Source organism: Ralstonia sp. R-29 (assembly GCF_049913345.1).
GTDB lineage: Bacteria > Pseudomonadota > Gammaproteobacteria > Burkholderiales > Burkholderiaceae > Ralstonia.
On record NZ_CP184379.1, the window covers coordinates 181,466 to 194,956 of the forward strand.

The window sequence follows — 13,491 nt, forward strand, 5'->3', positions numbered from 1 at the left end:
CTCGTAGTCAACCAGTAGCGCTGTGCGGGTGACGATTTCTTTGCGAATGCATGCTCGGAGGGAGTGATGGCTGATAACCCAGCGCCTTCATGGTGCCAGCGATGCAACGTCCATGATCGAAGTAGTGCCTGACAGCTGCCTCTTTTTGCTCTTGAGAATATTTCGGCTTGGGGCGCGCATAGCCCTTTGGAAGATCGAGTCGCTGCTCGTACTGCCGGTACCAACCCTTCAGCGCGTTCTTGGTCGGGTATCCCAACTGGCCAATGGTTGCCCTGACGCGCTTGCCGAGCTTGATGTAGAGCTCGACTGACCTGCTCCCCGCGATTAGTACGCTGACGATGTAGAGTCCGTTCCGAAGAGGAGCGGTCATGAAGAAGCGATTCACCGAAGAACAGATTATTGGCGTGCTGAAGGAGGCCGAGTCGGGCCTGAAGCCAGAGGAGCTATGCCGCAAGCATGGCATCTCGGAAGCGACCTACTACAACTGGAAGGCGAAGTTCGGCGGGATGACGGTCTCCGAAGCCCAGCGCCTGAAGGAGCTGGAGCAAGAGAACAACAAGCTCAAGCGCCTGCTGGCCGAGTCGATGCTGGACAACGCTGCGCTCAAGGACCTGCTGTCTCGAAAGTAGCAAGCCCGCAGGCCAAGCGAGAAGCGGTCCAAGCATTGATGACCGAACGCGCCATGGGTGTCACCCGGGCCTGCGGGCTGGTAGGGATTTCGCGCTCGCTGTTCCACTACGAATCGCGCCGTCGAATTGACGATGAAGCGCTGACCGGTCGGATGATGGCCATCGCCGCGCAGACGCGCCGCTACGGCTATCGCCGGATTCACGTGCTGCTTCAGCGGGAGGGCTGGTTGACCAACCACAAACGCATCTGGCGGCTGTACAGCAAGGCGGGATTGAGTGTGCGCAAGCGGCGACGCAAACGCATTGCTGCTGTCGAGCGCAAGCCGCTGCCGGTGCCAACGGGCCCGAACCAGAGCTGGTCGATGGACTTCGTGTCCGACGGGCTGGCCTATGGTCGGCGGTTTCGATGCCTGAACGTGGTCGACGATTACACGCGTGAGTGCGTAGCCATCGAGGTTGATACCTCGCTGCCGGGCTTGCGGGTGAAGCAAGTGCTTGAACGGCTGAAGGAGATGCGAGGCTTGCCCGCGTCCATCACGGTGGACAACGGTCCGGAGTTCGCTGGTAAGGTGCTGGACGCATGGGCCTACGAAGCGGGCGTCACGCTGTCGTTCATCCGGCCCGGCAAGCCAGTAGAGAATGCCTACATCGAGAGCTTCAACGGGCGGTTCCGCGATGAATGCCTGAACGAGCACTGGTTCGTCTCAATGCGCCACGCCAGGCAGCTGATTGAGGAATGGCGTATCGAGTACAACACCGAGCGGCCCCACAGCTCGCTCGGCTACCTGACCCCGGTGCAGTTTGCGCAGGGGCATGAGCAGAAAGAGTTTTTAACCTCGGACTCCACCTGCGCTTCGTACTAAAACCGGGGGCAGGTCAGCACTTCTAAAGTGCTGTTGACACAGCTCCGCCTGCTTGAGTGCGAACGCTATCTGCGCCTCGGTAAACTTGCTCGTCTTCATGGCATGTCTTCCATTTCAAATCGTGAGAATCATGCCGGATTCTCTACTTCTCAGCGGTACTGTTTCCTGGTGTAGGGTCAACCTGGATCGGAATATCGGTCACGTCACAGCCACGTTTCGGCTGTGGCCCGCGGCCACGTGATCGACGATGGCCAGATCGTCAGAATACGCGGGCCCCGGACGTTGATACCGAAGCGGCCCTAAACCAGAGGCGTTCGCTAGGCACCGTCTCAACCATTCCGTGGCCACAGGGGCTGGAAGTGGCCCGGCGTATGGAGGATGTGCGCGAGCGGTCCTTGTTGGCCGAGAACAGGGTGGGCCGTCGCTCTGCCGTTTTCCCACTGGATGATCTGGATACGCACGCTGAGATTGTGGGCGAGGTCTTGACCGGCGTGAGTGGCGCTATAGAGGTCAATCATTCCATGCTGGGGGACGACGCCGGCGGCAAATAGATGCTGGCGCCACAGCGGGACTGTCCGGTCAAGGTCGGGCATCGGCGTGTGCCCGTTGTCGGGTCGGCGCACGCCGGTGGACAGCTGGAGCGCCGTGTCGATCAGGCAATTGAGCGAGTCTCCACTAGCAAAGCCGCGTTCGAGGTTGAGCTGTCTCAGCGCGCTATGAAGGCTGCCGTGCATGGGGCCGATGGGCAGCGGCTGCCCTGCCTGCGAGGGCTGAGAAGGGCCTGCGACCTCCGACGTTGTGCTGGGATAGGAGACGCCGTGGGTGCCATAGTGCACACCGGAGCCGAGTGAGCTCAGGCTGTCGAACGCCGAATCCGCACGGCCCTGGTCTGCTGCTTCTTCCGCGGGCGTGTTGAGATCAAAGTGTGCAACAGACCCGGGCGAACCCAGACCGCCATAAACGGAGTCGATCCCATGCTGCTGAGACCCGGACTGCCCGCCGTGCTGTACATATCCCGACGGATCGTCCAGTCCACTGAAACTGGGGAACGCGCTGGATGACATCGGCGAAAGGTGGTAGGGCGAGTCAGCGCGCGGCTGCCGCACGGCATCTGCCGATGGCGTGTTGAGATCGAAACCGTGGCCATAGTGCGCAGCGGGCCCGAGCGAACCCAGACCGCCATAAACGGAGTCGATCCCATGCTGCTGAGACCCGGACTGCCCGCCGTGCTGGGTATATCCCGACGGATCGTCCAGTCCACTGAAACTGGGGAACGCGCTGGGTGACATCGGCGAAAGGTGGTAGGGCGAGTCAGCGCGCGGCTGCCGCACGGCATCTGCCGATGGCGTGTTGAGATCGAAACCGTGGCCATAGTGCGCAGCGGGCCCGAGCGAACCCAGACCGCCATAAACGGAGTCGATCCCATGCTGCTGAGACCCGGACTGCCCGCCGTGCTGTACATATCCCGACGGATCGTCCAGTCCACTGAAACTGGGGAACGCGCTGGATGACATCGGCGAAAGGTGGTAGGGCGAAGGCGTCTGCACCGGCATCTGCTCCGTGTGCTGGGCGGCCTGCCCCCACGACTGTACGCGCAGCGCGATGTTGGCGTCGGCCGCCTGGCGCAGCCGGCCATCGAGCCCATTCACCACGGCTTGTCCGGCTTCGGTCAACCCGGTGGCTGACTCTTCGTCGAGGAACATCCGCAGATCGTCTTCGTTGGCGCCGGTTGCGCGCGCGACGTCGCCCACCCTGGTGTTCGCACTTAACATGCCCAAGGCATTGACAAAGCGGTTGGGCCCAATTCGGGCCATCGTCACTTCGGGCGCCTCAGAAAGCATCGCCCTCATTTCCCGCAAGGCGGTTCGGTGATTGTTGGTTGAATGCTTCTTCTTGCCGTCAGCAAAAAGATCCAAATCGTCCTTGAGCGATTCGTAGTCATCATCGAGCCGGGACGCGATGCTTCTCATCCCTTGCTCCTGGAGCCAAGCACTGAATGAGCGAGCACAGCTTGCATACCGGTCATACTTGGTTTGCCCTCTCGTGTCCCGTATGGCCTCCTTGCCGGTCTCTCGGGCGGTGGCTTCCAGCGCCTCGTTGGCAGACGCGCGGTATCGCTCAATGAGTCGCTGGTCTGCTTCCGGAATGTTCAAGGTATTGCGATTCCTCTTGATCTGCGTCGTGCCCGTCACGTCAAACTGCCGCAAATGGGTCAATGCAGCCATCACGTTGTGACCGTATGGCAGCCCCATGTTCACGTACTGACGAGCGAGAGCCGTCGTCTGGGCGGAGTGCAGTGCGTGGGAATCGGCCAACCCGGGATGGCCAGCCAACGCAAGCCACTCGCTAAAGCTCTGCAAGGCGGATCGATAGGTGGTCTCTGTGGAGGTTTTCGTTGCGGGGGCGGCCTGGCTGACGGGAGCATTTGCGCCAAAGGCCAGATCTACAAGCAGCCGATCCGCGTCCGGTATCGCCTTTTCCCACCGCACCTCAAGCGTGGACATCTGGGTCGTTCCATGCGTGCTGGACTCCATGTTGCGAAGATGGAACAGCGCAGAGGGTGCATTGCGATCTCCTCCTAACCGAACGAACTTTCGGACATCAAGGGCCAAGTCTTCCGTAAAGAGCCGGCCCTGCATGGGAGACTTGCCAACTTGCTCGAGCCAGGCGCTGAACCCGGTCAGCGCATCCCAAAGGACTTTTTTTGTCCCGTACTTAACTCCGCTCGCCGTTAACCCGGTATTCAGCCTGTTGAGGAGACCCTCATCGTTGCGGTATGGAGCACCGCCCCTTGCCTGGTTGGGGGGCGGCAGCGTCGTTTCCTCGGCTTGCATGATTGCTCCGGCGATGTATCGGGGGCGGGGCTGGACTTGCTCGGCAGCCCCGTCGCGAGCACGGCGACGGCCAGCCGCAGGGTTCGCATCCTGTGCCGAAGGACGGGCCCCGACCATGCGTGCCAATGCATTACCAGCCCGCGCAAACACGCCGCGCCTGCGGCGTGGCGCGGCAGCGTTCGAACTCCCTGCCTCCTGGCCCGCGGCAGTGTGGTGAAGCACCTGTGCGTCGGTGTGCTCGGGCAGCGGATGGTACCCAGTTATTTCGGACGGCTCTGGAGCCTCGGCACGCCACACGCGGTGGTCCATGCGCATCGAGCCGGCAAAACCGCCACGCCCGCTCTGAGGCCCATCGTCGGCGCGGCGGTGCCGGTGCTCGATTCCCAGATTCTTTAGCCCTCGGAGCACGGCGGATGTCTCGCTGGTTTCCGAAGGCGAGGAACCGGTGCGGTGCTCGACTTCCGTATCCGAGTTCGCAGGGGATGCATCGCCTTGCATACCATGGACTTGCCGATGGTACGACTCATAGTCAAAGTTGAAGAAACTCATTTGATTATCGTTGTTGAATTATTAATTTCTATGCTCAACCTAAACCACGCAGTTTCATGGCAATGTTATCGATATCCGTGGATAAATAATATAAACCAATCACGCACCCCTGAAAAACAGGGGCGCCCATTTTCATGCGGCCTCGATTTGTATTTGTACAAACACACGAATTATTGCGCCAAAACCCGAAGCGCCCTGCTAACCGTGAACCACAGCCGATGGAGTCTGCAGAGGCCGTGGATAAGGTTTTGTGAAAATTCTATACAAATCGGCCCATAAGGGGGATTACGCAAACACAAGGAGGCGGTGATACGAACGCTGCACGAGAGGCAAATGCTGCAACGCACTGGGCGGGACAGCCCTAGCCCCCAAGATTGCCCTGCAGTCTCAAGGATCAGGCCGGCGTTATCTCATTCCAAAAAGGCCGGCGCCTATCGAATGCACGCACTCAAATATTACGCTGCATTCTTGTGATCCCAGCGATACGTGGGCGCTGATGACTATTTTCATCTTTGAGTTTTCCCGTGTGTTTGCGCAAATACAAAGTAAGCGTCCGAGAATCGACGCTCTAGTCATTAAGAAGGGGGGTAAGAGGACTGTGTCCGCAAGCCCCCGGGAATGGGGGTGTGGAGGATGGGCGACTTGTTGGCCAATTGTGTCTTACCAACCAACTGCAGGATAGGCTTGCCGCCCTCATGCAATTCGGAACGGTAGCGCCACTCTCATGCCATACCATCCCTGGAACGAGCTAACAATTGAGCCCTTTCTTAACCAAATCTCAAATCGCTATGGGCGGCTGCATCGGTAAAACTAGCGGGGCGCACGCTCCCGCCACCTATGGGTCCGGTGGATATGAATCGGATGTTGAAACGCGGAACAATCAAGCCCCGTCTTCACGGGGATCCCGTCCTGACGCGGCTTTGAGAGGTTTGGTCCCGCTTGCTAGGCGCGTGTACGAAGACAGCACGCTATATCACGGAACAAAGCGCGAGCACGTGCCATCGATTCGCAAAAACGGCTTCCAGAGGGATCGCAAAACCGACGGAGCGACTGAGGGCGGCGGCGGCAATTTCATGATGCGATTCAGTAGTGGTGGGGTTACCGCATCAAGCGAACACCACTACTTATCAAGCAGCCGTCAGATGGCGAAAGACTTCGCAATGTATGCTGACCCCGACCAGCCGGCGCTTGTGCGCACGATTGGCGTTGCAAACAACGTTCATCTGGAGCAGGACCCCTATTCTGAGGGGCCCGCGCTGCGCACCAGCAACTCGATTCCCCCCGCGCACGTGCTTGGTTCGAAGCGTAGCCCCGCGGGCGCCAATGCAAAGGTCTTTCGCGAAGAAATGCAGAGGGCCGGTCACGATGTATCAACAAAGCAAGCCGGGCAGCTGCTAAGAGAGGTGCAGTCCGATTCCGAGGACGACGCTTACCCTTCCCACGACGAATTCATCATGCGCCATTTGCGTGGTTAAAGAAGTTGTTGAGTCGCCTGCCTATATGCCGGACGTTCACGGCACCTAGGCCTGCGAAGTTGTCGGGGTGATATCGAAAAGAAGCGAGCGGTCTTCTGCAGGTGCCCGTGAGGACTCGGACAGCGCGAGCTAGGATTGCGACGGCATCACTTTCCAAGGCAGCAAGGCCTCGTAGTCGTCAGCGGTCCGCGCTTTTGGCAGGAGCTTGAGCGCAGCAACGAGATACCGGTACGGATCGACGCCGTTGGCTTTGGCTGTCTCCACCAGTGAGTACAGGTTGGCTGAGGCGTTGGCGCCCGCCACGGTATCGCAGAACAGCCAATTGCGGCGCCCGACGACGAACGGCCGGCTGGCGTTCTCGCACGGGTTGTTCGAGATCGGCCGGGCGCCGTTCTCGACGTAACGGGTCAGTTTGGGCCACTGCCCATGCAGGTAGTGCAAGGCCTTGCCGAACAGGCTTTGCGGCAGCACGGTATGCAGGTGTTGCAGGAGCAACCCCTCAAGCTCGCCCAGCACCGGCCGGCTTCGCTCGGCACGGACCTGCTGCCGCTGCTGTGCTGTCATGTCCTTGGTCTGGACCTCGACGGCGAACAGCTTGCCAATGCGCTCGATGAACCCGGCAACGGGATGCTCGGCGCGCTTGGCCTTTGGCAACGCCTCTTCAGCCTCAATCAGGTAGCGCCGTGCGTGTGCCCAACACCCGAGGTGCACGAGTTCGTAACGGTGGGCGATGTCGTCATACGGCGCATAACCATCGGTCATCAGGGCCGCGTCTGATCGGATATTGATGTTCACTCCGGTCGGCAGCGTTTGGGTAATCCATCCGCTTCGTTGCAATGACCGGTGACCGCCGGCATAGACGTTCGGGTTGTCGTCGAGGGACCGAAGTGTGACGAGCACGACTGCCCTCATCGGCTTGGTCAAGATAGGCTCGGATTCGCACCGAAGGACAGATGCTTGCACAGCCCAAACATTACCCTGCAGAAACAAGCGTGTGTTGGTGCACTGAGTCGGAAGGGGAGAGCATGCACGAGCAAGAACTCGACGCCGTTCGCTGCACAGGTCTCGGCGAACTCCGCACGGCGATTCTTGGTGCGTTGCCCCAGAACGCGGTATTGCGACTTGTTGAGGAGTGTCAACCCGCATTGGACGTTCACGCCTGGTGGCTGGTTGGCGACGGCGTTGGAAGCAAAGAGGTGAATTCACTGTCCTTTCACCTATCTTCGGCAATGGTGGTGACCTATCTCCGATTGTCGCTAGCGGAGCGGGCCGAGAGATGTTCTCGTCTGAGAGCATGGGTAGCGAGGACGCTCGACGGTGGCTCGCGCGTGTACGATGGGCAGGAGGGGTTCGATATCAGCGCTGTCGTGCCCCTGAATGTCTTTTGGCCAGACGATCCTTCGTCGATATGAGCAAGTCTCATCGGGTTGGATGCTGACAAAGTACTAAGATCGACCTTGGCTCCCGGACCGTTCTTTGCCCATGCGTGTTGAAATCTTGGACTACCCGGAGGTGGTTCTTCGAGGGGGTGTTGAGATTGAGTCATACCGCATGTTCCGCAGTACGGGCGCGATTGCTGAGAGGGGTACGCCATCTCACCGCGAAGGCGTAAGCGCATCGAACAAGGTTTCGGTTGCGCCAGGACGATCGGCGGCGTGCGCCGGATGCAGGAATGGGTTACTGCGCTGCGAATGCCTGCACGGCCACAACGGGAGTGTCTGCCAGCTACGCCCCTGTGGTGCAACTACCGTTGCAGGGGGAGGGGGAACACGTTTTGCGCGGGTCTTACGAAAATCGAAGAGGTAATGGAGTATAGCTCGCGGAGACGCTAAATCCGGCAAGGGGCAGGGCTTGGTATGTTGGATGCGTTTTGGTTTCATGAAGATGGCTGGCGAGCTCACAGTCCAGTGATTGCTTCTGATGGGCGGATTGGCGTCCCCACCGTGTTTGTTGGTCTCCACTGAAGGACCTTTACTGCGGCTCGGTTCACTGGGCTTCGAGTGCGTTCAACAGGATATTGGTCTGCTCCAATAGGGCATTGTGATACTCGTTGGGCAGGGCAATGTCGTCGGTGAGGGATAGGACGTCGTCGACGCCTGCACGCAGCCGCTTTGCGATTTCCATTCGCTGTACAGGATCCAGTTGCGACATAACTGCAGTCGTAAACTTGTACAGGACGGCCAATCGCCCACCAAAGCGGGAGATCGCTTCAGCATTTGAAGCGATCATTCGTTTGTAAGTTTCCGCGTCAAGTGTGCCAGCGTTTTGTTCTTGTGTTGGCATGGTGCTTTTGAAGGAAGAATGGCTGGGGCGTCAGGGGGGGAGGTCGACCGTTGTGCGTTGACCCCCGCCCGCCAAATGCAGTTACGTGCTCAAGATGCCTTGTAGACGGCGACGGCTTCGATCAGCCGACGCGTGCGCTGATCTAGTCCAGCTGCAGTATTGCCGGACTGCTGCACCAACGCCGCATTCTGTTGCGTGGTTTCGTCCAACTGCGCGACTGCCGCGTTGATTTGGCCGATACCGTTCGCTTGCTCTTGTGTGGCGGAGCTGATCTCGCCGATGAGGCCCGTGACCCGGGACACCTGCTCGACGATGTTGTGCATGACCGTGCCGGCTCTGTTGACCAGTTCGCTGCCTCCCTGAATCTTCGCCACGCTATCGTTGATCAGTGTGGCGATTTCCTTGGCTGCATTTGCGCTGCGCTGGGCAAGCGAACGCACTTCGCCGGCCACCACCGCAAAGCCACGGCCATGTTCTCCGGCGCGCGCCGCCTCAACAGCCGCATTGAGTGCGAGGATGTTCGTCTGGAAAGCGATACCGTCGATCACGCTGATGATCTCGCGGATTTTCTGGCTTGAGGTAGTGATGGCACCCATTGTGCCGATGACCTCGCCCACCACCGATCCGCCAGCGCCGGCAGCTTCGCTGGCGGCACTGGCGAGTTGGCTCGCCTGCTGCGCGGTGTCGGCATTGTTCTTGACGGTTGCTGTCATTTGCTCGATCGATGCGGCGGTCTCTTCAAGGCTTGCTGCGGCTTGCTCGCTGCGGGCGCTGAGATCGCTGTTGCCGGTCGCAATGTTCTCGCTGGCTGCTGAAAGGCCGGCGAGTTGCTCGCTCACGTCGTCAACCAAAGAGCGCAGATTCAGACCCGCCTGGTTGACCGCCCGCAGGATCATGCCGATCTCGTCGACCCGATTGAGGTGGACGTTTTCGCCGGCCTGCCCAGCGGCCACAGCCAGCGACTGATCAAGCACTCTCTGAAGCGGGCGCGCAATCTGGGTTTCCAGCCACAGCGTTGCAAGTACGGCGGCCCCAGCCGCGCACGTGCAGAATCTACCCAGCATCGAATCGCGCAGACCGAACGCGAATCCGGCGATGCCACACAAGGCGAGCATCGCAAATACACCCGTGCGGATGCGCCAGCGGACCGGCATTGTTTGCAGGAGCGACATCCAGGCAAGCAAGCCGGTACGGATGATGAGCCCCTGGTGAAACCGCCGGCTGCCCGCCTTGTTCTCGCGGAAGTCGCGATAGAGCGCCTCAGTCGTGGCGACTTCATCGCAAGTCGGCTTGGTGCGCACCGACATATAGCCGACCAATGCGCCATTGCGCATCACCGGAGTGGCGTTGGCCCGTACCCAGTAGTGATCTCCGTTCTTGCGGCGGTTCTTCACCAGTGCAGTCCACGAGCGACCCGCCTTCAGTGTGGACCACATGTCAGCGAACGCTTGCGTGGGCATGTCCGGATGCCGCACGAGATTGTGCGGCTGTCCCATGATTTCATCGCTGTCAAAGCCGCTGACCTGAATGAACGCGGCGTTTGCGTAGGTAATGTAGCTTTGCGCGTCGGTCGTCGACATCAGGGTGGCGTTGGCCGGGAATTCGTATTCACGCTGCGTAATGGGCTGGTTGTTGCGCATGGCTTTATGTTGGGCGCGGTACCCAAGTTGGGGACGTTGAAAAAGGGCCGAAGGGTGGCCGGCAATGGCGTACGCGCCTCGGATGCCTGCTACAAGTCCAGGCAATGGAGCGACTCCGCGCGTAAGCGCGTTTGTATCCGGAGACGCTATTCGGCTGCCGTGGCCGAGGGTGACGGTGTTTGCGCGACAGGGTCGTGCACCGCCTTGAGCTTTGAGGCGCTAGCGAAACGTTCCGCGCGCATAGTTGGGCGCATGCGTGGCTTCACGTGAGCGGACTGCGGATGCGTGTCCATAGTCAATCTCCCCGTTAAGTGGTCGGCATCTTTTTTTGATTTTCCTGGGCCTGTGCATCGAGCGGCACGCTCTCTTGGAGTGTGTGGATGCAGGCTGCGCGACTGCCGGATAAGGGCGCCGCTTTCTCAAGCAATCGGCCTCAATGCGGCAACCCTGAAGTCAGAGATTGTTGATTTGAGGAAGAGTGAATATTGGAGGTGTGGCTGACAGCACGTTGCGGCCCATCCGGCGACGATGGGGAACCTCTCAGTGCGTGCAAATGTGCGCCACACTTGGATTTGCGTGCCTGAATGAAGCCAAGCTCACGCAGGTGAGACGAAGTTGTGACGCACAGGTCAACCGGAGACGTCTTTTTTCTCAACAATTCTCAGAATCGCGGCGAGCCCTGCCCAGACTAAGGACACCTTCAGCATACTTAGCCCCGCAGTACTTAGAAGAACGTGAGTAGTGGCCAATGCATGTCTGCCGGGCCCGTCGTGGTCGTCGGCTGCAGTTTGCGCGCGGCACGTCCTATGAATTCGAGTTGGTTGGGTATTGACCTTGCAGAAATTGGCTTACGAGGCCCGTTCGCAAGGGGGAAAAAAAGAACAGGGCGGGGGAAACCGTGGGGTGGGAGTTTCGCTATCGGCGCGTGCATTTGCACGCTTGGCCGGATTTGGTCGGTATGCCCGCGCAGCAGGCGCCAGTGGTTGCACGCATCTGTGCGCTGGTCAATCGCAAGCCGACCGTTGCATCGTTGATTCCGTTGATTCTCGACATTCCGCAAGGGGAGGTCTTTGCGGCATTGGAGCAACTGACAGCGCACGCCTGCATCCGTATGCCCGCGTATGTGGCGGAGCCCGTGACCTCGGAGCCACGGAGTGCCGTTGCGTTGGGGCAACCGCACCACGCACCTGAATTAGGGTCAGACGATATGCCGCTCGCCGCTCCGCGTTTCATTACTCGGCTGTGGAGCCGCTTGACCAACGTATCTGGCAGGTGAGCTGAATTGGAACGAGGCGTACTATTCTTCGGACCGGTAGGGTCTGGCAAGACGCAGGCAATCCGAAGCGTGTCGGAGATCGCGGTGGTGGATACCGACGTGCAGGCGACGGACGAGACCCAGCAAATCAAGCCCCAGACGACCGTCGCCATGGACATTGGTACGGTCCATCTTGGCGAGCGCGACAAACTGCGGCTTTATGGAGCTCCTGGTCAATCCCGATTTGATTTCATGTGGGACATTCTGCTGCAGCAGAGCCATGCGGTGGTACTGCTTCTGAACCACCGCAACCCGAAACCCATTGCAGATCTGGCGTTCTATGTGGACGCGCTTGAAGCGCGGCTGGCTGGCCGCACCGTTCCGCTTGTCGTCGGCGTAACCCACGTGGACGAAGCGCCGGACACATCGATCGAGCCCTATCAGTGCTGGTTGAGCCAGCATCCGCTTCGTTTCTTTGATGGCAACGCGCCCGTACTCCGGCTCGACGCTCGCAGCGCGGCGCATTTGCGCATGTTGTTGATCACCGTGACGGCCTTGCTCGAGATGGAAGAGCGCTATCCGAGAGAGGCGGCAACACCGTCGCTGAAACGATGACAGCGACAGCAGCGCTGGAGCTGCGTGATTTCGATCTGGCATTCGGGCGAGGGGGTGTCCTGCGTGGCCTGAATCTGACCGTCCCGGCAGATGGATGCACCGTATTGCTCGGGCCATCCGGTACGGGAAAATCGTCGCTGCTGCACAGCCTTGGCGGCCGTCTTGATCGCCATACGCAAGTCACCATCGGTGGACAGGCGCTCTATTTCGGCGCGCCTTTGTCGGTGGCGCACCGCCCCGCACTTGTCGAACAGAAGCCGTACCTGCTTGTGCAATCTGTGCGGGAAAGTCTGGTGGGCTTGTGGCCAGAGCGCAGTATGTTGAGCCGCTCCCAGCAGACCACGTACCTCGCCGAGACGCTTGTCGCTTTGGGCCTGGATGTGCTCATCCGAGAGCTGGATACCAGCGTGATTGAGCTGCCGCCACATCTGCAGCGCATGGTGGCGATCTTGCGCCAAACGCTGGCGCGCCCTCGCTTGCTCATGATCGATGAGCCTACGGCTGAGTTGGATGACCCTGCCGCGGCCGAAGTCCTGGCACTGCTCGACCGCATCAAGCAAGACCGACCGCTGCTGGTGGTTTCCCATCATCTGCAGCATACGCAGCGCTTGGCCGATCACGTGCTGCTGATCGCCAGCGGCCGCCTGCATGAAGCCAATACGTGCCGCGCATTTTTTGATGCCCCTCACAGTAATGCGGCACGCCAGTTCCTCCGCACCGGCTCGTGCCCAGAGCAGGCGCGCGATGAAGTTGAGCAAGGGCCGGCTGCCGTACGCGAAGAACCCCCTGGTCCGGGGCTTGGCACACTGCCACATCGGCCTGCCAACCCAGTGACTGGACGTGGCCCGGAGGGCTTCGTGTGGTTACTTCCCGGCCAGCTCGCAGGGACGCCACGTCCGGGCGCATTCGATCCACAGGCACACGACCTTCAGGCCTTGCGAGATGCGGGCGTCACCATGCTGCTGTCATTGACCGAAACGCCTTTCGATCAAGAGGCGGCGCTGGCGTATGGGCTCACCACCGCATTTGAGCCGATTGTCGATGGCAATGCGCCGAGCTTCTCGCAGGCCGAACGCCTATGCGGGCACATCGACGCATGGGTACACAACGATCACACCGTGGCGGTGCATTGCCATGCGGGTCTCGGTCGCACCGGTACGGTGCTCGCCGCCTATCTGCTGTGGCGTGACCGCATGCAGGCACGCACGCCTGACGCGTCGCGCGTGTTGCGACAGGTGCGGAGGCTTCGGCCGGGCATGGTCCAAACCAGCCTCCAAGAAGGTTTCCTGGTCGAATTCGCCCAGCGGATGTCTGTACCTATTTTCGCTTTACCAACCCATTGATGGAG

Annotated in this window: 7 protein-coding genes and 2 pseudogenes; 4 read left to right on the plus strand and 5 right to left on the minus strand. The window is 60.0% G+C overall.

The genetic code is table 11. From position 1 onward, the window contains the following. Window positions 1-73: 73 nt before the first annotated feature. Window positions 74-370, minus strand: a pseudogene (locus tag ACN9M1_RS27085) (hypothetical protein); the annotation flags it as partial. On the opposite strand from ACN9M1_RS27085, the gene ACN9M1_RS27090 reads away from it, so the two are divergent. Continuing rightward, window positions 369-1,492 (plus strand): IS3 family transposase gene (locus ACN9M1_RS27090; protein ID WP_426400809.1). Its coding sequence is split into 2 segments (ribosomal slippage): window positions 369-627 and window positions 627-1,492, totalling 1,125 coding nucleotides; the frame shifts between segments, so codons are not numbered across the junction. The pseudogene ACN9M1_RS27085 and the gene ACN9M1_RS27090 sit on opposite strands and share 2 nt — an antisense overlap. A 329-nt stretch (window positions 1,493-1,821) precedes the next feature. Here ACN9M1_RS27090 and ACN9M1_RS27095 read toward each other — a convergent pair. Further along, entirely contained in the window at window positions 1,822-4,326 is a 2,505-nt protein-coding gene (locus ACN9M1_RS27095; protein ID WP_426400810.1) for a hypothetical protein, read from the minus strand. 1,499 nt (window positions 4,327-5,825) lie between these two features. On the opposite strand from ACN9M1_RS27095, the gene ACN9M1_RS27100 reads away from it, so the two are divergent. Beyond that, window positions 5,826-6,350, plus strand: a complete 525-nt coding sequence (locus ACN9M1_RS27100) for a hypothetical protein (RefSeq protein ID WP_426400811.1) — start codon at window positions 5,826-5,828, stop codon at window positions 6,348-6,350. Between the two features lie 129 nt (window positions 6,351-6,479). Here the strand turns inward: ACN9M1_RS27100 and tnpC are convergent. The 3 genes and pseudogenes from tnpC to ACN9M1_RS27115 form a co-directional block, all read right to left on the minus strand. Further along, window positions 6,480-7,133 (minus strand): annotated as a pseudogene (gene tnpC / locus ACN9M1_RS27105) (IS66 family transposase); the annotation flags it as partial. Between the two features lie 1,203 nt (window positions 7,134-8,336). Next, a complete protein-coding gene (locus ACN9M1_RS27110; protein WP_426400812.1) occupies window positions 8,337-8,633 on the minus strand; it encodes a hypothetical protein in 297 nt (98 codons plus the stop codon). Between the two features lie 89 nt (window positions 8,634-8,722). Continuing rightward, the gene (locus ACN9M1_RS27115; protein ID WP_426400813.1) at window positions 8,723-10,273 is read right to left on the minus strand and encodes a methyl-accepting chemotaxis protein; all 1,551 of its coding nucleotides are present in this window, start codon (window positions 10,271-10,273) and stop codon (window positions 8,723-8,725) included. A gap of 1,345 nt (window positions 10,274-11,618) precedes the next feature. Here ACN9M1_RS27115 and ACN9M1_RS27120 point away from each other — a divergent pair. Further along, a complete protein-coding gene (locus tag ACN9M1_RS27120; protein ID WP_426400814.1) occupies window positions 11,619-12,143 on the plus strand; it encodes a GTP-binding protein in 525 nt (174 codons plus the stop codon). Further along, window positions 12,140-13,486 carry an ATP-binding cassette domain-containing protein gene (locus tag ACN9M1_RS27125; RefSeq protein WP_426400815.1) on the plus strand — a complete coding sequence of 449 codons (1,347 nt, stop codon included), beginning with the start codon at window positions 12,140-12,142 and terminating at the stop codon, window positions 13,484-13,486. Before ACN9M1_RS27120 ends, ACN9M1_RS27125 begins: the two co-directional genes overlap by 4 nt. The last annotated feature ends 5 nt before the right edge of the window (window positions 13,487-13,491 follow it).